The sequence below is a fragment of the Paenibacillus piscarius genome, from assembly GCF_022234545.1.
GTDB lineage: Bacteria > Bacillota > Bacilli > Paenibacillales > Paenibacillaceae > Paenibacillus_AQ > Paenibacillus_AQ piscarius.
Genome location: NZ_JAIEUI010000017.1, coordinates 69,047 through 94,011 on the forward strand (window position 1 = coordinate 69,047; position 24,965 = coordinate 94,011).

Consider the following 24,965-nt stretch of genomic DNA (forward strand, 5'->3'; position numbering starts at 1 on the left):
TATCGATTAATAAATGGAATGAGGCGGTACTGGGGGCAAGGACTCAGTACCGCTGCTTTATTCACAAAAAAGTTGTTTTTTTGGGGTATTCATCATTGACCTCAGGCTTGCAATAGCTCAAAACCCAAAAAAACAGCTGGTTTTGTAGACAAAATGCCAAAAAAAGCGCTTTTACAGCAGGAGGATTTCCTCGCCGGGGCATGAATATGTTATGATGAAGGCAGCAAGTGAGCTGTACAGCAGCAACTTTGCGAAGCCGCCCGCAGCAGGGTGATTTTGCAGAAGGAAGGTGTCACCAGATGGACTCCATGGACAAAACGGTCAAATTCAATGTGAAGGGCGACGAAAAGGAAGCCTCTCCCCAGGAAATACTGCTCGCAGTGTACGATGCACTGGTGGAGAAAGAATATCATCCGATCAATCAGATCGTAGGATATCTTCTTTCCGGAGATCCGGCTTACATTCCGCGCCACAACAATGCGAGAAGTTTAGTCCGGAGGAAAGAGCGTGATGAGCTGATTGAAGAACTGGTCCGGTTCTATCTGGCTAATCACCGGGTGGACCAGCCGAAATGAGCAAGAAGCTGGGACTGGACTACGGCGACCGCAGAATCGGCGTCGCCACAAGTGATATTTTCGGATGGACAGCGCAGGCACTGGAGACGATCGAGCGGCGCGGGAACGGCAAGGAATTCGACCGGATCCGCGAGCTGGTTAAGGAGCATGAGATTGCTGAGATTGTCGTTGGGCTGCCTAAGAACATGAACGGCTCAGTAGGACCCCGTGGCGAAATATGCATCGAATTCGCCGAACAGCTACGGGAGCAATTAGATCTGCCCGTACACCTATGGGATGAGCGTCTGACGACGGTATCTGCCGAGCGGGTGCTGATTGACGGGGACGTCAGCCGCAAGAAACGCAAAGGGATTGTGGACAAAATGGCCGCAGCTCTGATTTTGCAAAATTTTTTGGATGCTAACAGTAAAAGGTGAGGGGTGTGCGGATATGACAAACGAACAGATCGGCCAAGAAGAAGAACCGGAAATTATCTATATTCCCGATGAGGAAGGTAATGAAGAGGAATTCGAGGTCATCATGAAGTTTGAAGTGGACGGATCGGATGCCAAGTATATGATGGTGGTTCCGCTCGATTCCGAGGACGAGGAGACAGATGAGGTATATGCCTTCCGTTACGAGGAAGACGGCGACGATTTGCAGCTCTTCATGATTGAGAATGATGAGGAATGGGCCATCGTGGAGGAGACCTTCAATACGCTGGTCGATGAGCTGGACGGAGGCCCGGAGAATGGCTGAGTTCTCCGCTGCAGAGGCAGTATGGACTTCGAAGCTCAAGGATGTATATGGAGAAACAGTAGAACTGGAAGATGAGCAGGGGAAGTCTTCCGTTTACGATATTATTGCCGAATTTGCTGTCGGTGACCGTGCTTACGCTGTTCTGGCCGGCCCCGGGAGAGGCGCAGAGCCGGAGATTCTGCGCATCGTTGTCTCCCCGGACGGGCTGCCTGAGCTGGAGAGCATCATGGATGACGAAGAGTGGGAGGATGTTTCCGAGCTGTATGATGAGCTTACCCTTCCCTCTGAAGACAGCCAGTAGGTCAGCGGCAACTTCATCTAGCACGGGTACGGAAGAGGGCGGAATTTTTCCGCGCTCTTTTTGCTTATTTGCTGCACGCAGCATTCTGTATAGATTGAACTAAAAATTTAAGTTAAAGGAAAAGTGGCGGAGGGGAATTTTGGAACTGGAGGAGCGGTAGCGTCCGCCTTTGTATGCGGATTTCAACCCTTAATAACGGGATAAATTAAGAAATCTGCAGAAGGGCAGCGGCCGGAAGTCCAAAACTTCTCTGGAGTCACGGCTAATCCTAAAACCTAAAAACATTAGTTCAATTTATATAGGACTGAAAAAATAAGTTGAATTTTAGACAATACAATTTTATACTTTATAGTCGGAAAGTGAGGCGTAACATTTGAAAGCCGTGATCCGCACTGTGCTGATCCTCATTCTTGTCCTGGTGCTCGCTGCCGGGGGAGGGGCATGGTACATTTGGAAGGGAATGCAGCCGGTAGAGCCCGCCGGGCCCGCCGTAACGGTAACTATAGAGAAGGGTATGGGCAGTGCGCAAATCGCCGATCTGCTGAAGCAGAAGGGTATTATCAGGAACAGTCTGTTCTTCAAGGGGTATCTGAAATGGGTGCAGGAGGGCTCAAGCTTCAAGGCGGGAACCTATAGCCTGAGTCCCGGCGACACCTATGATACGCTGATTAGCCGGATGAATGCGGGTGATGTTGTGAAGGAAGAGACAGTTGTATTCACCATCCCCGAAGGATATACCGCGGTCCAGGTGGCAGAGAAGCTCGCAGCGGCCTGGAACCAGAAGCCCGAGGTGTTCCTGCAATTGATCGATTCCGGCAAGGGGCTGGAAGCCGTAAGCAAGCTGGAAATCCCGGACAATCCGCAGCTGCGCCACCGGCTGGAGGGATATCTGTTCCCTGAGACCTATGAGCTGGCGAAGGACAGCACGCCGCAGGAGGTCATCGAGGCCATGCTGGAGCAGCTCGTGAAGAAGCTGGATACCATTCCGGAATGGAGAGCGAAGCTGGCGAACCGGGGGCTTACACTCCATGAACTGCTGACGGTGGCATCACTTGTGGAACGTGAAGTAGTTGTGGATAAGGAGCGCCCGCTGGTGGCCGGCATTATCTATAACCGCCTGGACAAAGGTCAGAAGCTGGAGATTGATGCTACCGTCCAGTATCTGCTGGACAAGCAGAAGGAACGGCTGTACGAGAAGGATCTGAAGGTAGACAGCCCTTATAACACGTATAAGCAGGCCGGCCTGCCGCCCGGGCCGATCAGCAGTCCCGGTCTGGCTTCCATCGAAGCGGCGATGACCCCGGAAATATCGGATTATTTCTTCTATGTGACCAAGAAGGACGGTTCTCAGGGGCATCTGTTTGCAAAGACCTACAAGGAACATTTAGCCAATATTCAGAAAAGCAAGCAAAATCAATAGCAACAGGCGTAGAATGGTATAGATGCGCTAGGCACAGGAGGTAACACAATCATGAATAAAACACCGGAGCTGCTGGCGACAGCAGCTTCTCTGGAAGAAGCCGCGGCCTTACTGGATGCGGGGGCTACAGCTCTGCTGATCGGTGATGACCGCTTCGGAATGCGGCTGGCCGGGCACTTCACGCTGGAGGATACCGCAGCTGCTGTTAAGCTGGCTCATGGACGGGGCGGCAAGGTATACGCCAGCATCAACGGGCTGATTGCCAATTCCATGCTGGGGGAGCTTCCGGCTTATGTGAAGGCAATCGGGGACCTTGGAGTGGACGGCGTGGAGTTCGGAGACCCGGCTGTGCTTGCGGCAGTGAAGGCGGAAGCGCCGGGGATGAAGCTGCACTGGAATGCGGAGATGACTTCAACCAATTATGCTACAGCGAACTATTGGGGCCGCAAGGGGGCTTCACGGGTTGTATTGGCCCGGGAGCTCAATATGGATGAAATGACCGAGATGGTGCCGCATCTGGAGATCGAGGCCCAGGTGCAGGTGCATGGCATGACCAATATCTATCATTCCAAGCGCAAGCTGGTCGCAAGCTATATGACCCACCAGGGCCGGCCGAGTGACGGCGGAAGCCTGGGCAAGGAGCGCGGGCTGTTCCTGATTGAAGCCGAGCGCCCGAATGAGAAGTTCCCGATCTATGAGGACGAGAACGGCACGCATATTATGAGCTCGGATGACATCTGTATACTTGAAGATCTGCATTTCTTATTGAAGGCGGGTGTTCACAGCCTGAAGATTGAGGGACTGCTGAAGCCGGTAGCCTACAATGTCGCAGTCGTTAAGGCATACCGTCACGCCATGGACGTATATGCCGCTGATCCCGAAGGATATGCCTTCGATGAGGCTTGGCTGGAGGAGATCCGGGCCTTACAGGACCAGGAGCGTGAGCTGTCATTCGGCTTCTTCTACAAAGAGCAGGTCTATTAATATATAAAAAAGGTATTGTCTCAGCTCTTGCAAGGTTTTTCCGGCAACATAAGGGTTAGCAGCGGAGGGGGATTTGGAACTGTAGGAGCGAATGCGTCCGCCTTTGTATCCGGATGTTATCCGCTAAGTGGAATAAACAAACATCTGGAGACAACAGCGGCCGAAAGTCCAAATTCACCGCAGCAGCGTTTATACCCGATGTTAGTCTTTTATCTTGCACAAGATGAGACACAGAAAGGAGAACAGGAATGGGAACTATGACGAAGCCCCAATTCAAGGGCAAGCGTTACCGTCTGGACAAACCGGAGCTCCTGGCTCCGGCAGGAAACCTGGAGAAATTGAAATTCGCCGTGCATTATGGTGCGGATGCAGTATATATCGGAGGACAGAAATACGGCTTGCGCTCGGGGGCGGATAACTTCACCTTCGAGGAAATGCGCGAGGGCGTGGAATTTGCAAAGAAATACGGGGCTAAGGTATTCGTCGCTACCAATATTTACGCGCACAATGAAGATATCGCCGGCATCGAAGAATACCTGCGCAATCTGTATGAGGCCGGCATCGCGGCTATTATTGTTGCCGATCCGGTGATTGTGGATACTGCCCTCCGTCTGGTGCCGGGCCTGGAGGTGCATCTCAGCACCCAGCAGTCCACGCTCAACTGGCAGGCTGTCTCCTACTGGAAGCAGGAAGGGCTGCCGCGGGTCGTGCTGGGCCGGGAGACCAGCCTGGAAGAGATTGCGGAGATTAAGCAGCATGTGGATATCGAGATTGAGAGCTTCATCCACGGAGCGATGTGCTCCTCTTACTCCGGCCGATGTGTGCTGTCCAACCACTTCACTGACCGCGACTCCAACCGCGGAGGCTGCTGCCAGTCCTGCCGCTGGAAGTATGATCTGTTCGAGGATGCCCGTCCGGAAGGAACATGGGTATCAGAGGAGGAGCAGGCGGATGCGCCTCAGGCTCTGCAGCCAGGAGTTACCCAGCTGCCGCTGCACCAGCCGGAGGACAATCCTTTTACCATGGGGTCTAAGGATCTCTGTATGCTGGAGAGTATTCCTGACCTGATCGAAGCCGGAATCGACAGCTTCAAGATCGAAGGCCGGATGAAATCCATTCATTACGTGGCAACTGTTGTGAATGCCTACCGTAAGGCCATTGATGCGTATATGGCGGACCCGGAAGGGTATGTGCTGCAGCCGGAATGGCTGGAGGAGCTGCAGAAGGCGGCGAACCGTCCGCTGAACACGGGCTTCTTCTACGATACGCCGGATCACGAGGATCATATCTATGAGCCGGAGGAGAAGGCGGCTCCTTATGATTTTGCCGGTCTGGTGCTGGAGTACGATGCAGAGAGCGGCACGGCGCTGGTTCAGCAGCGTAATCACTTCAAGCCGGGGCAGGAAGTCGAGTTCTTCGGCCCGGATCACACCTCCTTCAAGCAGACAGTAGGCGAGCTGTGGGATGAGAACGGCAATCCGCTGGATGCGGCCCGCCATCCGCTGCAGCGGGTGCGTCTGAAGGTGGAGCAGCCTGTAGCTTATTTCGATATGATGCGCAAACGTAAATAATCCGCTTACAATCCGAGGGATGTCCGTTTACAATGGGACATTCCTTTTTTATATGCCATTTGACTTATGCATTTCGACAAATATTATGAAATATTGAAGCAAAATATCTAAAAATGCTAAGAAATATGAGTCTTTGTGCCGATATATATGTCAGTTAACGCTTACATACGTCTTCTAATCTAAGGGATAGGTAGGGTGAGGTAATGGAGGCTCCAGATCCGGAAAGTAAGAGAGACAAACTGAAGGAGAGAAGGATTAAAGTGGCAAAAAACAACAAAAAGCCAAAGACTGTACAGAAGACCGAGGCAGGGAGTAAAAACGATTCACAAAGTGTAAAGCAAATCGAGCAAAAGAGCGGCTTCAAGGGCGTGTTAAACGGCTCATTACGTCAGGTGAAGAGAGTGAACCCGATGAAGTCTGTCGGGGTGAAGCTGTTTCTGATCTTTTTATCCTCCATTGTAGTTGTAGTGTTATTCTTGGGGTTCCTGTCGTTTAACAAAGCCAAGAATACAATCAAAGACAATGTTGCTGAAGCTAACCGGCAGACGATTATTCAGACCTCGGAGAAGCTTGATATTACTCTGAAGCAATATGAGAATCTGGCGCTTCAGCTCTATTTCGATACACAGATGCAGGCTACACTGACTGAATTGTCCACAGCGAAGAACAGCTATGACAGCTTCGTAGCTACGGATGCGATCAGCAAGAAGCTGTCCAGCCAGACAACCACTGATGCGAATATTGTCGCTATTTCGCTCATTCCGCAGGATCCGAAGATGGCGATTATCTCCAGCGGAAGCTCCGGCTTCGATGAGGATGATCTGCGTGACCAGGAATGGTTCAAGAAGGTAGTCGAGAACTCTTCGACCTATGAACCTTATTATACAGCGGAGGCCAAGGCCGCTCAGAACTATTGGTTCCCGACGGCCGTTGCGGGCAGCGGCGGGAAGAATATTGCCATGGTGAGAACGCTGAAGAACCTGGGCTCCAATGCTACTTATGTAGTGATGCTGGAGCTGAAGAGCAGCCTTCTCGAAGAAGCGTTCAAGAGTGTGCAGCTAGGCGATGGCTCACGGATTCAGCTGGTGGCCCCGGATGGAATGGTAGTCGCTTCCTCGCAGCCGGAGGAGGACGGGCAGGCCTCGGCGCTGGCCTTCATTAAGGACAGCAAGCAGAACAATGAGAGCAAAGAGGCCAAGGATGAGAATGGCAAGGATATCCTTGCGGTCTACAATCCGATGCAGAAGGCAGACTGGAAGCTTGCAGGCGCAGTGCCTACAGGGGAGCTGGTTCAAGCGGCGACGCCGATTCTCACCACTACCTTCTTGGCTGCCGGAGTTGCAGCACTGCTGGCTATTCTGGTCGGCTTCTGGATGGTGCAGCTGATCGCCAAGCCGCTGGCCCGTCTGAAGGATCTGATGCTGAAGGGCTCCGAAGGCGATCTGAGCGTCCGCACCGAGTTCGTCTCCAAGGATGAGATCGGCCAGCTGTCGGCTTCGTTCAACCTGATGATGGAACGGATTACCGATCTGGTCGCGCAGACGAATGATACGGCCCGCGAGGTGCTGGAAACCGCCGGCGAGCTTGGTGAGGCCTCCCGAAAGACAGCTATTTCAGCCAAAGAGATTGCTGCTGCTACAGAAGAGATTGCCGGAGGGGCCGGAAGTCTGGCCCAGGAGGCAGAACGCGGCAATGAGCTGACCGATCTGATCGGTACGCAGATGCAGAGCGTGATTGCGGCGAATGCCGAGATGGATCAGGCTGCCCGCGGTGTCGGCGAAGCCAGCGGCCAGGGAGCGACGCAGCTGGAAGAGCTGCTGGAGCAGACCGGACGCACCGGCGAGATGACTTCTGCCCTTGTGGAGAGAGTCAATAACCTGAAGGAAACGGTCTATTCCGTCATCAAGGTGCTGGATGTCATGAAGAATATTACCCAGCAGACGAATATTCTGTCGTTGAATGCTACGATTGAGGCAGCGAGAGCAGGCGAAGCCGGCCGCGGCTTCATGGTTGTAGCCGGGGAAGTGCGCGAGCTTGCGGACCAATCCAAGCAGTCCATTGCCCTGGTGGCCGGAATTACGGACAAGATTATCGCTGAGATGGATGAGACGGTGGTGGTGCTCTCAGAGGTAGCTCCGCTGTTCAAGCAGCAGATGGCTTCCGTGAAGGACACCAGCGAGATCTTCGTATCGGTGAAGGGACAGATGGAAGACTTCATCACCAGTCTGGAGTCTGTTACCGGTGCAATCGACAGCCTGAACCATTCACAGGGCGTGCTGTCGGAGGCGATGGGGAATGTCAGTGCGGTCGCGCAGCAGTCCTCAGCCACCTCCGAAGAGGTAGCTTCCCTGAGCAGCGAGCAGCAGAATGTCAGCGACCATCTGGTATCGCTGTCCGGCAAGCTGGAGAGTGCTTCAACCCAGCTGGAGAGCAAATTGTCGCTGTTTACCATCAAATAAACATCAGAGCCGTTCAGTATCTGAAGCAAGGGCGTCACGCAAGCCGAATAGGGCTGCGTGGCGCTTTTTTAGGTTGGCCTAAAATACAACTGAATGAAATCACAATAAGCGGATAATATAAATCAGGTGTTGACAAGAAAGATGAATGTAACTATTATAATTACATGTAACTGAATTGGTTACAGACTGAAAAGTACATTATAAAGGATGGTATTAATAATGGCAAAAGTACTATATATCACAGCTCACCCACATGATGAATCTAAGTCTTACAGTATGGCTGTCGGCAAAGCGTTCATTGAATCCTACAAAGAAGTAAATCCGCATGATGAAATTATTACTGTTGATTTGTACAAAGAGCATATCCCATATATCGATGCAGATGTATTTAGCGGCTGGGGGAAACTCCGTTCAGGTACAGAATTTGGTCAATTACCAAAAGAGGAACAAGCAAAAGTATCACGTCTTGCTGAATTATCTGATCAATTTATCGATGCCGATAAATATATATTTGTAACACCTTTTTGGAACTTCTCATATCCGCCCGTTATGAAAGCTTATATTGATGCGGTCTCCGTAGCCGGGAAATCGTTCAGATATACTGAGGAAGGACAGCCTGTGGGGCTTTTGACAGATAAAAAGGCATTACACATTCAAGCGCGCGGCGGGTTTTACTCCGAAGCACCGGCCTCGGAACTTGAAATGGGGCACCGTCATCTCCAGGTCATGATGAATTTCTTTGGCGTCCCGTCTTTTGAAGGGTTATTCGTTGAGGGTCATAATAAAGCCATAGATAAAGCTCAGGAAATTAAAGAAAATGCTATCCGCCGTGCACAAGATCTTGCCCAGACGTTCTAATGACTATACATGGCGGGAACAAGGGAACTAAACAAACACTTTGTAGTTGTTGGTGAGCGAGTCAGCAAAAACTGATTTGGAAGGAGTCCTCATGAATACTGATAAAGAGCTTATATATGCGTGGGATGCCTATTGCGGATGGTGCTACGGGTTCTCACAAACTATCCGCAGTCTGCATGAAAATCACCCCGAATTGCCACTTACCGTGTTGAGCGGAGGTCTTTTTGTTGCTAATCGAAGTTATTCTATCGGATCATTCCCTCATATTCCAGAAGCAAATAAGCGGATTAGTCTGCTTACTGGCGCCGAGTTTGGAGCAGCTTACCAAGAACTCTTAAGGGAGGGCAGTTTCGTTTTGGATTCTGAGTCCGCAGCAATCGGATTTAATGCTTTGCGTTCTCTGGCGCCTGACCGTGCTCTATATCTTGCCTCTGCCATGCAACATGCATTCTATTACGACGGGTTGAGTCTCAGTGATCCAGAGACTTATCATAGTATTGCCTTGGCCAATAATATAGATCCAAACGCAGTCATGGAACTCTTAGATGACCCGGCTGCAAGGACCGAAGCCCGCACAGACTTCATAAAAGTTAAGGAGCTCGGGGTGAATAGCTATCCTACCCTCCTTCTCCGTAACGGGAATGAGTTAATTTCGCTTGGGGGAACTGTGGGTATTGAGGAGCTTGAAGAGCGTCTGGCTAGCACGAACTTAATTCAAGATACAGCAGGGGAACATTGTTCACTGGATAACAAGAACGGCTGTTAAAATCAGCCGAGAAGAAAGCTCTGATTCTGCATTCGTGCGGTCAGAGCTTTTTAATTTGATTCTGATGACAGTACTTCTGTCCTTGTGTATCCTTAAACGAATGCGTATAATGATTTTGTTAGGGTTTTGTTATCGTTGTTTGCTGAATTAGTTATGGATTTTGAACCAGGGAGAAGGCAGAGTGAAAACAGCACGCAGCTACAACTGGTGGTCTTATATCGTGGACATGTCCATGGAACGCAAGCTGTTCCTGGTCTTTCTGCTGATTATTACGCTCCCGCTGTCTTTTATCAGTGTGATCAGCTTCAAGAGCTATTCTGCATCCATCCAGGCGAACACGATTGCCTATTCCGAGAAGCTGATTGACCAGATGATGGATTCCATCGATGATTACATAGAAGATATGAAACGGATCTCTTCCATGCCTGCCTATGTGAATGAGATCAAGCAGAATCTGATCCGCTCGAACCGCTATTATGAGCAGAAGCAGAGCATGGAAGGTAGGGCAGGTACGGCTGCGGTTGCACCCGGCGATATGGATCTCCTGCTGTCCATTCAGCGGGGGATTGAGGAGAATATATCGTTTATCAACAATATCAAGCGGGGAACCAATTCGGTCTATATTTTTGACAGCTACGGGAATGGTTATTATTCGGCCAAGGATGGCGGTGTCCGGCTGGACCTGAAGCAGAGCTACACCTACTGGAGCGGGCAGACCCAAGACTCCGGCGGAGAAGCAACCCTGCTGGGAACGCAGGCGTATACGAGCAATCTGCAGAGTACCCGCTATGCCTTCACCGTAGTACGTAAAATTCTGGACGGGCTATGGAAGCCTGTCGGGCTGATCGCTGTGGAGGCCAACTTCAGTAATCTGGAGACTCAGGTGGCTGAGCTGGATAAGGTGACCCATGGCAAGTCTGTTATCGTGGATCAATCCGGCAAGGTCATCTATGACAGTGACCAGAAGCTGCTGACTGCGGATATCTCCCGTTCCGCCTTGTTCCAGTCCGCAGCGGGGAGCTCCGGCAGCTTTTATGATACGGTATCCGGGAAGGATAGGCTGAATATCTATTCAAGCTCATCCAAAACAAACTGGAAGGTCATTATCTCGATTCCGGTGGACGAACTAACTCATGGGGTGAAGCTGACCCGTAACGCTACGATAGGCGCGACTCTTATCATCATTGTGCTGGCTCTAATTATCTCCATTATACTGTCGTTTGCCCTGACCAAGCCCTTGACCCGGATGATACAGCTTATGAAAAGAGTGCAGGGCGGCGATCTGGATGTAACCTTCCGCGTCAAGCGCCGTGACGAGATCGGTCTCCTGGGGCATCAATTCAACCGTATGCTTGCCCGCATCCGCCAGCTGATCCAGGATATCTACCGGATGGAGGAGCAGAAGAAGGAGGCGGAGCTGCAGGCGCTGCAGAGCCAGATCAATCCGCATTTCATCTATAACACTCTTGAATCCATACGGATGACAGCGGAAATTAATGATGATACGGACGCGGCGGACATGATCTCCATCTTAGGGAAGCTTCTGCGCTATAGCACCAGTGATGTGTCCGGCTGGACCACAATGAAGCAGGAGCTGCTGTATGTCCGTAACTATGTGGAGCTGCTGGGCTGCCGGTACCCGGGGAGATTTGAGCTGATGATTGATGTTCCAGACGCACTCGGCGACTATTCTATGATTAAGCTGGTGTTTCAGCCGATCATCGAGAATGCCGCGTATCACGGGCTGGATGATACCAAGCCGCAAATGCACCTGAGCATCACATGTGAACATACGGAGCAGAAGCTTCTGTTTCATATCCGGGATGACGGCTGCGGCATGGATCAGATCACGCTGGATAAGCTCAATCAGAGGCTGAGACACGATGCCCCTCCGAAGAAAAGCATCAATGGCGGAATTGGCATGATCAATGTGCACCAGCGCATCCGGCTCCATTACGGGCCGGCCTATGGAATTCAGGTGTTCAGTACGCCCGGCGAGGGGACGGATGTCATTCTATCGCTGCCGCTGCGGGAAGCTGAGCGCCGGTAATGGAAGGGAAGATCCAGCAAGGGGGAATTGGCTTGATACGGATGATGTTACGCTATCGGGTACATACGGCGCTGCTGCTCCTGCTGATTCTGCTGCTGGCGGGCTGTGACAGCCGGAATAGCAGCCGTGAGGCATCTTCAGCCTCCTCTGCCGGAGAGGAAGCGCCCGCTGAGCTGTCCGGCACCATCGTCATGCTGACGAACCGGATTGATCTGATTGAGAACGGGACCTTCAAGGCTTATGCAGAGACTTTCAGAAAACGGTATCCTGAGGCTCATGTGGAATTCGAAGGACTGTCGAGCTATGCTACTGATATTCTGGTCCGCTTGTCCACCAAGGATATAGGGGATGTTCTGCTGCTTCCGGTCAATCTGCCGGCGAAGGAGCTGGGACTGTTCTTTGAACCGCTGAGCGGGGAGCTGGCGGCACAGGAGAGGTTCACTACCTTCGCCAGCTTCGGGGGCAAGAGATACGGGATGTCTACAGGCACCAGTACGAGCGGAATCGTCTACAACAAACGGGCGTTCGAGCAAGCCGGAATTGAACGGGTACCGCAGACCCTGAATGAATTCTACGCTGCCTGCGCCAAGCTGAAGCAGTCGGGGATTATCCCGCTGTATATGAATTACGGGGCCGTCTGGCCGCTGCGGGAATGGGGGAATAATCTGGTTAATTATATGACGGGGAACCCCGATTATCTGAACGAGATGGTCCATGAAGACAGCCCCTGGAAGCTGGATAACGAATGGGGACAGGCTTTGGGGATCGCCAGAACTTTGATGGCCAAGGGCTACACTGAGGAGCAGCTATTCTCCAACAACTGGGAAATATCCAAGACCAAGCTGGCCAAAGGAGAGGCGGGCATGGTTCTGCAGGGGAACTGGACCATCCGGCAGATCATGGACGCAGGAGCTTCCCCGGAGGACATAGGCTTTTTTCCATTTCCATATAACAATGATCCGGCCCACTATGCTGCGCTCAATCCCGATTGGTTCATGGGCGTCAGCAGGTTCAGCGACAATAAAGAGCTGGCTATGGCCTGGCTGGAGTATTTCATCACGGAGACCTCATATGCGAAAGACTGGGGATTCCTTCCGGCAAATAACTCGGACGAGCCTGCTCTACCGCAATACCGTGAATTCCTCTCCTATCATCCGAAGCTGGTTGAGGCTACAGTGCAGACGGATGCGTTCATTGACATGGCGAACCGGGCGAAGCTGAGCTTCTGGTCGGGAGATTACATTCAGGACCTGCTCGCTGCGCCGGATTTACAGAAGTCCTTCGACCAGTTGAATACGAAATGGAGGGAAGCGCGCATGAGCCAGCAGACTTTGCCCTAACCGCAAGGCTCTGCACAGGAAGCAAGTTCATATTCTGGAGGTAGTATTGTGGCCAAAAAAGTAACGATGCAAAAAATAGCCGACCATCTGGGTGTATCCAAGTTCGTGGTCTCCAAATCACTATCCGGTAAGGAGGGGGTCAATGAAACCACCCGGGAACGGGTCATTCAAGCCGCCTCCCAGCTGGGGTATTTCACCCAAAAAAACGCCTACGGGCAAAATCCGCTGCGCCGGCCGTTAACCGGAGCGCATGACCGCAATAAGCAATCCGTGCTGGTACTGATGCCTAATATCCGTTCCCAGACCCAGGATTCCCTGTATTGGGGCAAAATTGTCGACGGCATCGCGCTGGCTCTTGATCAGGAGGGGCTGGGGATGGTGATCATCTCCGAGCACCGGGCTGATCATTTTGTCAATGTGCTTAATCCTGACGGTCTGCTGGGTCTGATCGGAGTGGGCGCGATCTCTACCCCGCAGCTACTAGAGGTGCGCCGGATCGGGCTGCCGATGGTCATGATCGACCATGAGGATGCCTTAATCCCCAGTGATACGGTATTTGCGAATAACATCGATTCGATGTCCCGGCTCGTTAATCATCTGATTGGCACCGGACATACGTCATTTCACTTTATCGGCAATATCCGCTACTCCCGCAGCTTCCGTGACCGCTGGATCGGCTTCCGCAGCGCGCTGGAGGAGAATCATCTGAAGGTCCCGGATATAGATGGTGATCTGCTGCTGGAGAGAATGGAGGATTACGATATGCTCCGCGAAGAATTCAGACGCTGGGTAACGGCCCGGAAAGAATCGGATACCCTGCCAACTGCACTGGTGTGTGCGAATGATTTTACAGCCCTGGCGGTCGGTGAAATGCTCCGGGAAGCGGGGCTTGATATTCCTGGTGATGTTTCACTGACGGGCTTTGACAATATTGAAGATTCCCTGCGCGGGGTTACTCCGCTTACCACCGTTCATGTTCCCAAGGAAGCTATGGGCCGGGCTGCGGTCGAGAAGCTGCTGAACCGGATTCAGAATCCCGCTGCGCCGCTGGAGAAAATTCTGATCGCGGCAGATATTGTTCACCGGGACTCTGTAGGGAATCCCCGGGGTTGAGCAGCAAAACAACCCCCAAAACATATAAATTCTTTCAAAAAGAAACGGTACTGTCCTATGAAAGGAGGGTACCGTTTCTGCTTGTTTACGTTATTTTATTTCGTTATTTTAACTGTAAATTCCGGTCAATTAATGCGATCCGCTGCTGTACGCAGGCATAGGAGCGAAGCGGATCTTTCGGAGTATTCACAACATAATCCAGCAGCTGGTTCACTGTGGTGGTGGCTACATGGATACGGGTATCGGAGGAAGCATAATAGATATACACCTCGCCGTTGTCACGGGCAATGACACCGTTGCAGAAGACAACGTTAGATACGTCGCCGAAGCGTTCTTCGCCGTCCGGAGCAATGAAGTGTCCACCCGGGGCATGGGTAACCCGGTTAGGCTCAGCAAGGTCGGACAAGAAGGCATAGAGCACATAGCGCAGCCCGGCAGCGGTGCCCCGGACACCATGGGCGATGTGCAGCCAGCCGAGCGGCGTTTTGATCGGGGCCGGGCCTTGACCGTTCTTCACTTCTTTGATGGTATGGTAGTAGCGCTGGTCGATAATCGTCTCACTGGTAATAACGGCGTGCTCAATCTGTTCCGCTAAGCCCCAGCCAATACCGCCGCCGGAACCGGCGTCGATGAACCCGTCCTGCGGACGCGTATAGAAGGCATACTTGCCGTCTACGAATTCAGGATGCAGCACCACATTGCGCTGCTGGGCGGAGCCGGTCTTGAGATCGGCGAGCCGCTCCCAGCTCTTGAGATTCTTGGTGCGGGCAATGCCGCATTGGGCAACGGCGCTGGACAGATCGCCGGGGAGAGCGTCCGGGTCCTTGCGTTCCGTACAGAACAGGCCGTAGATCCAGCCGTCTTCATGCTTCACCAGGCGCATGTCGTAGACGTTAATGTCCGGGTCTGCGGTCTCGGGAAGCACTACCGGGTGATCCCAGAAGCGGAAGCCGTCCACTCCGCTGCTGCTCTCGGCAACGGCGAAGAAGGATTTGCGGTCATTGCCCTCCACACGGGCAACGAGGTAGAAGTTGCCATTCAGCTCAATGGCACCGGGATTAAATACGCCGTTCACTCCAATTCGCTCGGCGAAGTAGGGATTGCTCTCCTCATTGAAGTCGTAACGCCAGATCAGGGGGGCATGTCCGGCTGTGAGCAGGGGATACTTGTAGCGGTCATAGATACCATTACCGTAAGGCTGCTTTGCATTGGGACGGCCGATCAGTGCTTCATAGCGTTCAGTTAATACCTGCTTACGTTGTTCAAAGATTGTGCTCATTGAATAGTCTCCTCTACATGTGATGATTCGCCAAGCCGTCTGATCATCTCAAAGCAGGCGCGGCCGTTGTGGTATGGACATTTCCAGGCGCTAACCTTCGGGGCAGAGGCCAGCGGCTGCAGGGATGCATCCACACCCCAATACCATTCGCCCAGCTTATGATCAATGATATAGTTGTCGATGAAGCTCCAGGAGTTCTCAGCAGCCTGCAGGAAACGCAAATTTCCGGTTAACTGATATGCATTGTAGAATCCGACCATGGCTTCAGCCTGCGGCCACCAGTCTCTGGTCTCATGGGCTTTGTCAATGAAGCCGTTAAGATCGGCCTCATTCCAGATTCCGCCATCCGGCTCTGTCCCCTCTGCCAGCACGGCTTCGGCCATTGACAGTGCTACCTTGCGCGTACGCTCAAGCAAGGCAGTGTCCCCAAGCACCTCCGCAGCCTCATAGAGCAGCCAGCTTCCCTCGATGTCATGGCCGAAGGAGATATGCGCTGACTTCACCCGCCACGCTTCATCCATGAACAGATGGAAATGCCTGCCGTCAGCATCAAGGATATGGTCTAGCATCGTTTCGATCAGTTCTGCCAGCTTGTTCCTCAGCACCTCTGATTTCCATACCCGGTACAAGCCGGTGTACCCTTCCAGCACATGCAGATGTGTGTTCATGGATTTCTTCTCATTCATATCCTTCGAGCTGAGACATAAGGCCTCAGTCATCTCCCATTCCCGTGACAAGGCTTCAATATACCCCTGGTGAATAGGATCATAGCCGTATTGCTCGATCAGGTGAAATAGATCAGCGGCTTGCTTAAGAGAGTCTTCCCGGCCGGTAGCATGATGAAATTCAGCCAAGGCGTAGACGGTAAAAGCGAGTCCATAGATTTGTTTCTTGGTCTCTGCAGGCCGGCCGTGTTCATCCACCATCCAGAAGAACCCGCCGAACTCCCGGTCGGTGAAATGCTGAATCAGATAGTCATAGGCACGTTCAGCGGTGGCTAAATATTCTGCGGCATGATAGATTCTGTAAGCACTTGCAAAAGTCCAGAGAATTCTGGCATTCAGCACAAGGCTCTTACCGGCGCCGGGGATCACCTTCATCTGGTTGTCCATTTCACCAATAAAGCCGCCATAAGTATCATCCGGTGTGTGCTTCATCCAGAAGTCCAGAATATTGGCCTTCAGCTCGGCTTCCAGCCGGTTGCCCCACACGTTGGTTTCATCTTTCATTCTGTTCACTCCTTATATTCTGTTATTAATATGTTAGTATATAATGATAACGAGTTATAAACATGTTATAACCCTTTTCAGGCTGCAATTCAAGCGGCAAAACGATAAAGTAAATTGAAGACTATAAAAGTGAATACGGACACATTTTCTACTGTGCCTGATAAGGCTATAATTAAATTGAGAGCGCTATCATGGCGTAAAAGATGATGGAGGCGATAGGGTGGTAATCCGGATCATGATTGCGGACGATGAGGAAGTGATCCGCCGCGGGCTTGAGAAGATTGCTTCCAGAATGGATTTGGAAGTCAGTGTTACGGGTTCATACGGCAACGGGCTTGAGGCCTGGAACCATCTGCAGAAGCTGAGCCGAAATGAGCTTGATCTTCTCATTACAGATATCAAGATGCCAAGAATGGATGGATTCAAGCTGATTGAAGCGGCGAGAACTCATCTTAAGCAGCTGCCCATAGCTGTGCTGAGCGGCTTCAGTGAATTTGATTACGCCCGCAGAGCGATGCGCTTCGGTGTGCTTGATTATCTCCTGAAGCCCATTGATAAGGCGCAATTATATGAATTGCTCCGGAGTGTCGGAGAGAATAAGCAGACGGCTGCGGCTGCTGTCCCTGATCATATGCCGCCGCAGCCGCCCGAAGGCGGGGAGCATTATGTGGTAGAGCAGATGAAGTGCATTCTGGAGCAGGAATACGGACTTAATTTCGAGCTGGAGCGTCTGGCTGAGGGGGTAGGAATGAATGCGAGCTATATCAGCCGGCTGTTCAAGCATAAGACTGGGCAGACCATTACCGACTACCTGATCGGTATCCGGATTACGGAGGCCAAGAAGATGCTGCTCGATCATCCCGATCTGAAGAACTATGAAATTGCCGACAGAGTCGGCTATAGTGATCCGGTCTATTTCAATAAGCTGTTCAAGAAGATGTGCGGTATGACGCCTAAGGAGTATAAAGGCCGGTACAGATCCTGACCATCGCCTCTTTGATTATTGCACTACCCTATCACTTCTTAAGGAGTGGCAGGGTAGTGTTTTTTGTTTCAGACATATTTTAAATAACAAAAATAACAAATACAAGACCAGAAAAAGCAATTCAAACCATCGTTTTAAGCGTTTTGGCGGACTATACTTATTTTGTAAGCGATAACAGTGGTATGACCGAAAGATATTGTTATTATTTTTGTTAGTGTTGCATTCAGTTCCAAATGAAGAGAGGGGTCAACAAGACGATGAAAAAGACCAAAGCAGTTACCGGTTTGGCAGCCTTGACGTTAATGGCAGGCTTGGTTGCAGGCTGCGGCTCGGGCAACAACGGGTCTACAGATGCAGCAGCAACCAATGCGGGCGGGAACACAGGCACCGCTGCGGAGGCAACTGCCGCTCCGGCGGGAGATGCCGCTAAGGATATCAAAGGTGATATTACGGTCATTACACAGCGGACGGATATCGTGGATACCGTGTTCAAAGACTATGCCGCTAAGTTCAACGAGAAATATCCGAACGTCAAAGTGAATTTCGAGGCCTTATCCAACTATGAGGATCAGATCAAAATCCGCATGAGCACCAGTGATTACGGGGATGTTCTGCTCCTGCCGACCAGCATTGCAATCAAAGATCTGCCGGACTTCTTCGAGCCGCTGGGTAAAAAGTCTGACCTTGAGCAGCTATATACAGGCCTTGAAGAGCGGACGGTTGACGGGATCTCCTACGGCATTCCGATTACGGTTAATTTCTCCGGCGTGATCTATAACAAGCAGGTGTTCAAGGATGCGGGGATTACCGAGGTTCCAAGAACCTTCGACCAGTTCTCTGCCGCACTGAAGAGTATCAAGGAGAAGACCAAGGCTGTTCCTCTCTATACGAACTACGCTGCGGGCTGGACGCTGACACAGTGGGAGGCAGATCTGGCGACCGTTGCCGGAGACCGTGAGTATGTCAATATCGGGCAGGTGGCCTCTGATGATAACTTCGTGCCGGGCCAGCCGCACTACGAGCTCTACAAAGTGATGTATGACGCAGCCAAAGACGGCCTGATCGAAGAGGACCCGACAACCACAGACTGGGAATCCTCCAAGGCGGATCTGGCAAGCGGCAAAATCGGTACGATGATGCTTGGCTCCTGGGCCATCGGGCAGATTAAAGGGCTGGCGGCAAACCCGGATGATGTAGGCTTCATGCCGTTCCCGACCAATGCCAACAAGATTCTGGTTCCGCTGTCTGACGACTATAACCTGGGCATCAGCATTCACAGCAAAAACAAAGAGGCTGCCAGAGCGTGGGTAGACTGGTTCATTAATGAATCTGATTATCCGACGGTGCAAGGCGGAGGCATGAGTCCGGTAAAAGGAGCAGAGCTGCCTGAAATTCTCAAACAATTCGAAGGCACAGACATTACCTTTGACACGCTGGCTCCAGCCAAACCGGGTGAAGAAGGCTGGGTGGACGCCATTGATAAAGAGGCTGAAATCGGCCTGTGGCAGCCTGACTTCAAGAAAGTCATCATCGAAGCGGCGATCGGCAACCGCAAGCAATCCTATGATGACATCATGAAAGAGCTCAACGATAAATGGAAAGCGGCCAGAGCGAAAATTGTTAATGCTAAATAGCATGTGAGCCTGTCTGCAAAAGTGAAATAAGCGGGACAAGAACGGGGAGATGCCGGCAAGGCATGATCCCCTTCACTTTTGCAGGGGGCAAGCTTGGCAGCAGCAAGTTCTCAGGAGGTGTGGGGGAGTGCCCAAATTATCGGATATGAGCTATAAAAATCAACGGATTCTGATCATCTTTCTATTCTCGCTAATACCTGTAGTTCTGCTGGTAACGTTCTCTTATCTGCCGGTATTCAAAATGTTCCAGTACAGCTTCACGAGCTGGGACGGCCTCAGCAAAAAAATGGAGTATATCGGCTTCGACAACTACAAGACAATCTTCACCAAGCCGGAGTACTTCGCCGTGTTCAAGGTCAGCCTGTACTACTTCTTCGCCACCTTTGTCCAGATGGGGCTGGCGCTGTATTTTGCGACTATCCTCAGCTTCAATGTCCGGATGAAGAACTGGTTCAAGGGGATTCTGTTCTTTCCGACCCTGCTGAACGGGGTGGCCATCGGGTTCATCTTCCTGTTCTTCTTCAAGCCGGAAGGCACCCTGAATACCATTCTTGATCTGCTCGGACTCGGGGCGCTGCAGCAGAAATGGCTGCTGAATCCGCAGCTGATTAACATCTCGCTCGCTTTTGCCTCGGTATGGAGATATATGGGGATGAACTTTATTATCTTCCTGGGCGCGATCTCCTCGATCGGCAGCGATATCTATGAAGCCTCGGAGATAGACGGCGCGAACCGCTGGCATCAGTTCCGGCATATTATCATCCCCAGCATCAAGCGCATCCTGCAGCTTAATCTGATCCTCGCGGTCAGCGGGGCGATCGGTGTATTCGAAATCCCGTATGTCATGACCGGCGGCTCCAACGGCAGCGGCACTTTTGTCATCCAGACCGTCGATGTGGCCTTCAAATACAGCAAGCTGGGGCTGGCTTCGGCAATGGCTGTGGTGCTGCTCGGCATCGTTATTCTGGTAACGATTCTGCAGCGCATTCTGATCAAGGAGGAGAAATAGAGCGATGCATACCTTGAAATACAACCTGGCGGCCTTCTTCAAATATCTCTCCCTGGTGCTGGGTGCACTGATGGCGCTGATCCCGATTATCGTCGTCTTCTTCGCCTCCTTGAAGACCAATGCCGAATATGCCTCAACCGGTCCGCTGACCCTGCCGGAGAACTGGCTGAATTTCGCCAACTATTCTAAGGCCTTCGTAGACGGGAACATGCTGCTCGGCTTCATGAACACGATCATTATCGTGCTGATTTCCATTGCGGGTGCTACGCTTACCGGTTCAATGATGGCTTATATTCTGGCCCGGTTCAAATTCAGAGGCAGCAAGGCGCTGATGGGCGCTTTTCTGCTGGCCACGCTGATTCCCGGAGTCACTACGCAGGTAGCCACTTTTCAGATCATCAATGCCCTGGATTTATTCAACACCCGCTGGGCACCGATTCTGATGTATCTGGGAACCGATATTATCGCTGTCTATATCTTCATGCAGTTCCTGGACTCGATCTCTGAATCGCTGGACGAATCGGCCATGCTGGATGGGGCCTCCTACTGGACGATCTACTGGAGGATTATTCTGCCGCTGCTGAGTCCGGCCATTGTAACGGTGATTATCGTGAAGGGCGTTAATATCTACAATGATTTCTACACCCCGTTCCTGTATATGCCCAAAAGCAGCCTGCAGGTCGTGTCCACTGCACTCTTCAAATTCAAAGGGCCCTACGGCTCCCAGTGGGAGGTCATCTGCGCCGCGATTATGATCGCCATCATTCCGACGCTGATCGCGTTTGTGGCGCTGCAGAAATACATTTATAACGGCTTCGCCCAAGGGTCGGTCAAATAAAGCGGTCCGCCGGGGAGCAACACATAATCGCAGCGGCTGCTGCAACAATCATTCTGGAGGGATACGTGATGATGAGAGAAGTTAAGCTGACCGGCAGCGACAGCCTGTCGAATATACCTTGGCAGGACAGACCTGCCGGGAATGACAATCCGGTCTGGAGACATAGCGATAACCCGGTGATTAAGCGCAATCCGGCCAAAGGGGTTGCCCGTATTTTCAATAGCGCAGTGATCGCATACGGAGACAGCTTCCTCGGAGTTTTCCGTGTGGAGGACAACACCACCCGACCTCATCTGCGGATGGGCCGCAGCGCGGACGGACTGGATTGGGTCATTGATGAGCAGCCGATCCAGTTCAAGGACGAGGCAGGTAACCCGTATATGCCGCGTTACGCGTATGATCCCCGTCTGGTGAAGGTAGAGGATACGTATTATATCATCTGGTGCACGGATTTCTACGGGGCGGCGATTGGCGTTGCCAAGACTCAGGATTTCAAGAGCTTCGTCAGTCTGGAGAATCCGTTCCTGCCGTTCAACCGTAACGGCGTGCTGTTCCCGAAGAAGATAGGCGGCAATTTCGTCCTGCTCTCCCGTCCAAGCGACAGCGGGCATACGCCGTTCGGCGATGTTTTCCTTAGCGAGAGTCCAGACTTCGTGTACTGGGGCAAACACCGGCATGTCATGACCAAGGGCGGACAAGGCTGGTGGCAGAGCACTAAGATCGGCGGCGGGCCTGCGCCCATTGAGACCTCGGAGGGCTGGCTGATGTTCTACCATGGGGTTACCGGGACCTGCAACGGTCTTGTCTACAGCATGGGCGCCGTTATTCTGGATGCGGATGAGCCTTCAAGAGTGAAATACCGCTCCCGGAATTTCGTGCTGACCCCGGAAGAGTGGTATGAGGAGAGGGGGTTTGTCAATAATGTGCTATTTCCTTGTGCGGCGCTGAGTGACGCGGATACCGGCCGGATTGCCATCTATTACGGGGCTGCGGACACCTATGTTGGTGTTGCCTACACCACTGTCCAAGACATCGTTAACTACGTCATCGATACTCATGAAGAGGTTGGCGATGACGCCGGCCCCGGCAGAATCTAGCCTGTTACCCTCTGTCCGCCGTCGACACAATTTGCCGCATAGAACAAAATCACAGCCGTAACAGATCTGTTGGTATATCATATATAAAGTTATGAATATCAAGAATACATAGAATCTGGCGGTGATTTTTTGAGCAAGTCAACAGTTCGAAGTAAACGTTTGCTTACTCGGCTGCGTCCCTCCAAGTCGCTGGGGATGCGGCTCTTTCTCGTGTTTTTCATAGCGACCATGGGAATTGTGCTGTCTCTGGGTTACACCTCTTACTCCGTTGCCAAACATACGATTGAGAACAATGCCCTGTCTGCTAACCAGCAGACCGTTGAGCAGACCGCCGAGAAGCTGGATGTGGTTCTGCAGCGCTACGAGGATAATCTCGGCCAGCTGTTCTATAACAAGGACGTCCAGGAGGCTCTCTCTAAGGGAAGCCTTGCCCCTGCAGGTTCTCAGGAGCGCATTGAACGGTTCAATAGGATTACCGCGGAACTGAGCGAATGGCTCTCCGCTGTGTCCGGTGTGCAGGCTGTCTATCTGATTCCGCTGAATGAAGCGTTGCCTGTAGCGGCCGCCGGTGCATCCGACCAGGAATTCCTGGCAGGGGCCCGCAGCACTGACTGGTACAAGCAGCTGCAGAAGGAGCCGCAGAAGCTGTGGATCACAGAGGCGCTGGGGCAGGGTGAAGCCTCCGGGGTGTTGCGCTTCGCCAAGTCAGCGGTTGCCGAAGCCGGGGGCTCCGGCTATCTGGCTGTCTGCGACATCAAGTCCACCGAACTGGACAGCCATCTTGGCATGGTGGATCTGGGCCAGAATTCGTATGTCCAGCTGTTAACGGCCAGAGATGAGCTGATCGCTTCTTCCCAGCATGAGAGCACCGATACCTATCTGCGTCTGGGCGGAACCTTATTCAAGGGCCTCAGCGAACGCGCCGGCTCGCTGCCGACCAAGGACGAGCAGGGCAACTCTATTCTTGCCGTATACGGTACGCTGCAGAGCTCCGGATGGAGGCTGCTCGGGGTAGTGCCTTCGGCGAATCTGATCAAGGATGCAGGGCGGATTCTGAATACCACCTACATCGCGGTGGCTGCCGCTGCTGCCGTAGCTGTTCTGATCGGCTTCTGGATGGTACGGATGGTCTCCCGGCCGCTCTCCTGCCTGCGGGATCTGATGGTCCGAGGCGCAGCGGGGGATTTGCGTGTGCGCACACAGACGGTCTCCCAGGATGAGATCGGCCAGCTGTCGGGCTCCTTCAATACGATGATGGAGCAGATCACCGAGCTGGTCGTCCACACTAATGAGACGGCCCGGGAGGTGCTGGAGACAGCGGACTCCCTGAGCCAGGCCTCCCATGAGACAGCGGTGGCTGCGAAGGATATCGCTGCTGCCACGGAAGAGATTGCCGGAGGCGCAGGCAGCCTGTCGCTGGAGGCAGACCGCGGCAATGAGATGACTGCGCTGATTACCGAGCGGATGGATGCGGTTACGGCGGCGGCCCATGAGATCGGCGGAACAGCCCATCAGGTCGAGCAGGCGAGCAGCGAGGGGGTAGTCAAGCTGCAGGAGCTGCTGGGCCGGACACAGGAGACAGGTGATAGAACCGGCCATCTGGTGATTAAGGTGAACGAGCTCAAGAACTCGGCCTCGTCCGTCATTCAAGTGCTGGAGGTCATGCAGGGTATTGCCCAGCAGACCAATATTCTGGCCCTGAACGCTTCCATTGAAGCGGCCCGGGCAGGCGAGGCCGGCAAAGGCTTCACTGTGGTCGCCGACGAGATCCGGCAGCTGGCGGAGCAGTCCAAGCGCTCGATTGAAGTTGTGGCCGGGATTACGGACAGCATCCGTAAGGACATTCATGAGACGGTAGAGGCATTGACCGAGGTGGCTCCGCTGTTCGGGGAGCAGATCGCCTATGTTCAGGATGCCAGCGACATCTTCGTTAACGTCCAGGGGCAGATGCATCAGCTCATTACCCGGCTGGATTCGGTATCAGCCTCCATTGACGGACTGGACCATTCGCAGAAGGTGCTGTCGGAGACCATCGGCAATGTCAGCTCCTTCGCCGAAGAGTCCTCCGCCGCCTCCGAGGAGGTGGCCTCCCTTACCGGAGAGCAGGAGAACGTCAGCGAATATCTGGTTAATCTCTCCGCCAGGTTAGCAGGCGCGTCTGCCCGGCTCGAAGAACGGCTATCCAAATTCAGCGTGTGAGCTTAATTCTATATAAGGCCGCTTTCCTAAGTGGAGGGCGGTTTTTTTGTTTGCGAAAAACCGAACACAATGAGACCGGGGGCAGCGTGCAGGCCGAATGTAATCGAAAAACCGATTACATTGCGCTGGATGGTGACGTACGGACCGAATGTAATCGAAAAACCGATTACATTGCGCCGGATGGTGGCGTGCAGGCCCAATGTAATCGAAAAACCGATTACATTGCGCTGGATGGTGGCATGCGGACCAAATGTAATCGAAAAACCGATTACATTGCATCGGATGGTGGCGTACGGACCGAATGTAATCGAAAAACCGATTACATTGGCCCGGTGCGGGGCGTGTGGCATCCAAACTCCCCCGTGCGGCGCCGCTCCCCTGGTTAACGCTAGCGCCCGCCAGAATGCAGCAGATGAAGAAACGTGAAGGACTGCCAATGCGTGGCATGAGGCATCAGCATCGTTACCCGTTAGGGTTATTTTGCTTTTAGAGCTGGGTATACTAATAGCCATGGTTTTCA

Annotated in this window: 22 protein-coding genes; 19 read left to right on the forward strand and 3 right to left on the reverse strand. The window is 52.5% G+C overall.

The genetic code is table 11. The features are described from left to right. The first annotated feature begins 299 nt into the window (after positions 1–299). The 13 genes from K1558_RS23280 (at position 300) to K1558_RS23340 (ending at position 14,175) form a co-directional block, all read left to right on the forward strand. On the forward strand, positions 300–575 hold the full coding sequence (locus K1558_RS23280) for an IreB family regulatory phosphoprotein (RefSeq protein WP_036696603.1): 276 nt from the start codon (positions 300–302) through the stop codon (positions 573–575). Continuing rightward, positions 572–991, forward strand: a complete 420-nt coding sequence (gene ruvX, locus K1558_RS23285; RefSeq protein ID WP_238654161.1) for a Holliday junction resolvase RuvX — start codon at positions 572–574, stop codon at positions 989–991. Before K1558_RS23280 ends, ruvX begins: the two co-directional genes overlap by 4 nt. A 13-nt stretch (positions 992–1,004) precedes the next feature. Next, positions 1,005–1,313 carry a DUF1292 domain-containing protein gene (locus K1558_RS23290; protein ID WP_238654163.1) on the forward strand — a complete coding sequence of 103 codons (309 nt, stop codon included), beginning with the start codon at positions 1,005–1,007 and terminating at the stop codon, positions 1,311–1,313. Next, the gene (locus K1558_RS23295) at positions 1,306–1,614 is read left to right on the forward strand and encodes a DUF1292 domain-containing protein (RefSeq protein WP_238654165.1); all 309 of its coding nucleotides are present in this window, start codon (positions 1,306–1,308) and stop codon (positions 1,612–1,614) included. The genes K1558_RS23290 and K1558_RS23295 overlap by 8 nt, the downstream gene beginning before the upstream one ends. Positions 1,615–1,987: 373 nt before the next feature. Next, positions 1,988–3,034, forward strand: a complete 1,047-nt coding sequence (mltG, locus tag K1558_RS23300) for an endolytic transglycosylase MltG (RefSeq protein WP_238654168.1) — start codon at positions 1,988–1,990, stop codon at positions 3,032–3,034. Between the two features lie 51 nt (positions 3,035–3,085). Continuing rightward, positions 3,086–4,018, forward strand: a complete 933-nt coding sequence (locus K1558_RS23305; protein ID WP_238654170.1) for a peptidase U32 family protein — start codon at positions 3,086–3,088, stop codon at positions 4,016–4,018. Between the two features lie 248 nt (positions 4,019–4,266). Beyond that, positions 4,267–5,589: a peptidase U32 family protein gene (locus K1558_RS23310; RefSeq protein ID WP_238654172.1), complete on the forward strand. Its 1,323-nt coding sequence runs from the start codon at positions 4,267–4,269 to the stop codon at positions 5,587–5,589. A 260-nt stretch (positions 5,590–5,849) separates the two neighbouring features. Beyond that, entirely contained in the window at positions 5,850–8,048 is a 2,199-nt protein-coding gene (locus K1558_RS23315; protein WP_238654174.1) for a methyl-accepting chemotaxis protein, read from the forward strand. A 219-nt stretch (positions 8,049–8,267) separates the two neighbouring features. Further along, complete coding sequence (locus K1558_RS23320; protein WP_238654176.1) at positions 8,268–8,906, forward strand: FMN-dependent NADH-azoreductase; 639 nt, start codon at positions 8,268–8,270, stop codon at positions 8,904–8,906. A gap of 91 nt (positions 8,907–8,997) precedes the next feature. After that, positions 8,998–9,672: a DsbA family protein gene (locus K1558_RS23325; RefSeq protein ID WP_238654178.1), complete on the forward strand. Its 675-nt coding sequence runs from the start codon at positions 8,998–9,000 to the stop codon at positions 9,670–9,672. 181 nt (positions 9,673–9,853) lie between these two features. After that, complete coding sequence (locus K1558_RS23330) at positions 9,854–11,722, forward strand: cache domain-containing sensor histidine kinase (protein ID WP_238654180.1); 1,869 nt, start codon at positions 9,854–9,856, stop codon at positions 11,720–11,722. A 41-nt stretch (positions 11,723–11,763) separates the two neighbouring features. Beyond that, the gene (locus K1558_RS23335; RefSeq protein ID WP_238654305.1) at positions 11,764–13,062 is read left to right on the forward strand and encodes an ABC transporter substrate-binding protein; all 1,299 of its coding nucleotides are present in this window, start codon (positions 11,764–11,766) and stop codon (positions 13,060–13,062) included. A gap of 48 nt (positions 13,063–13,110) precedes the next feature. Further along, positions 13,111–14,175 carry a LacI family DNA-binding transcriptional regulator gene (locus tag K1558_RS23340; protein ID WP_238654181.1) on the forward strand — a complete coding sequence of 355 codons (1,065 nt, stop codon included), beginning with the start codon at positions 13,111–13,113 and terminating at the stop codon, positions 14,173–14,175. Positions 14,176–14,278: 103 nt separating this feature from the next. Here K1558_RS23340 and K1558_RS23345 read toward each other — a convergent pair whose 3' ends face one another. Both K1558_RS23345 and K1558_RS23350 read right to left on the reverse strand, forming a co-directional pair. After that, the gene (locus K1558_RS23345; RefSeq protein WP_238654183.1) at positions 14,279–15,454 is read right to left on the reverse strand and encodes a glycoside hydrolase family 130 protein; all 1,176 of its coding nucleotides are present in this window, start codon (positions 15,452–15,454) and stop codon (positions 14,279–14,281) included. Beyond that, positions 15,451–16,683 carry an AGE family epimerase/isomerase gene (locus K1558_RS23350; RefSeq protein WP_238654185.1) on the reverse strand — a complete coding sequence of 411 codons (1,233 nt, stop codon included), beginning with the start codon at positions 16,681–16,683 and terminating at the stop codon, positions 15,451–15,453. The genes K1558_RS23345 and K1558_RS23350 overlap by 4 nt, the downstream gene beginning before the upstream one ends. 220 nt (positions 16,684–16,903) lie before the next feature. Between K1558_RS23350 and K1558_RS23355 the strand changes: the two genes are divergently transcribed. The 6 genes from K1558_RS23355 to K1558_RS23380 all read left to right on the forward strand — a co-directional run bounded on the left by K1558_RS23355 (position 16,904) and on the right by K1558_RS23380 (position 24,445). Then, the gene (locus K1558_RS23355) at positions 16,904–17,668 is read left to right on the forward strand and encodes a response regulator transcription factor (protein WP_238654188.1); all 765 of its coding nucleotides are present in this window, start codon (positions 16,904–16,906) and stop codon (positions 17,666–17,668) included. A 257-nt stretch (positions 17,669–17,925) separates the two neighbouring features. Next, positions 17,926–19,302, forward strand: a complete 1,377-nt coding sequence (locus K1558_RS23360) for an ABC transporter substrate-binding protein (protein ID WP_238654190.1) — start codon at positions 17,926–17,928, stop codon at positions 19,300–19,302. A 145-nt stretch (positions 19,303–19,447) separates the two neighbouring features. After that, positions 19,448–20,311 carry a carbohydrate ABC transporter permease gene (locus K1558_RS23365; RefSeq protein ID WP_274528749.1) on the forward strand — a complete coding sequence of 288 codons (864 nt, stop codon included), beginning with the start codon at positions 19,448–19,450 and terminating at the stop codon, positions 20,309–20,311. Positions 20,312–20,315: 4 nt separating this feature from the next. Next, positions 20,316–21,149, forward strand: a complete 834-nt coding sequence (locus tag K1558_RS23370) for a carbohydrate ABC transporter permease (RefSeq protein WP_238654193.1) — start codon at positions 20,316–20,318, stop codon at positions 21,147–21,149. Between the two features lie 71 nt (positions 21,150–21,220). Continuing rightward, positions 21,221–22,246 carry a glycoside hydrolase family 130 protein gene (locus tag K1558_RS23375; RefSeq protein WP_238654307.1) on the forward strand — a complete coding sequence of 342 codons (1,026 nt, stop codon included), beginning with the start codon at positions 21,221–21,223 and terminating at the stop codon, positions 22,244–22,246. Between the two features lie 129 nt (positions 22,247–22,375). Further along, positions 22,376–24,445, forward strand: coding sequence for a methyl-accepting chemotaxis protein (locus K1558_RS23380; RefSeq protein WP_238654195.1), 2,070 nt, complete (start codon positions 22,376–22,378; stop codon positions 24,443–24,445). Between the two features lie 26 nt (positions 24,446–24,471). Here the strand turns inward: K1558_RS23380 and K1558_RS23385 are convergent, their stop codons facing one another. Beyond that, entirely contained in the window at positions 24,472–24,795 is a 324-nt protein-coding gene (locus K1558_RS23385) for an LbetaH domain-containing protein (protein WP_238654197.1), read from the reverse strand. Between the last annotated feature and the right edge of the window lie 170 nt (positions 24,796–24,965).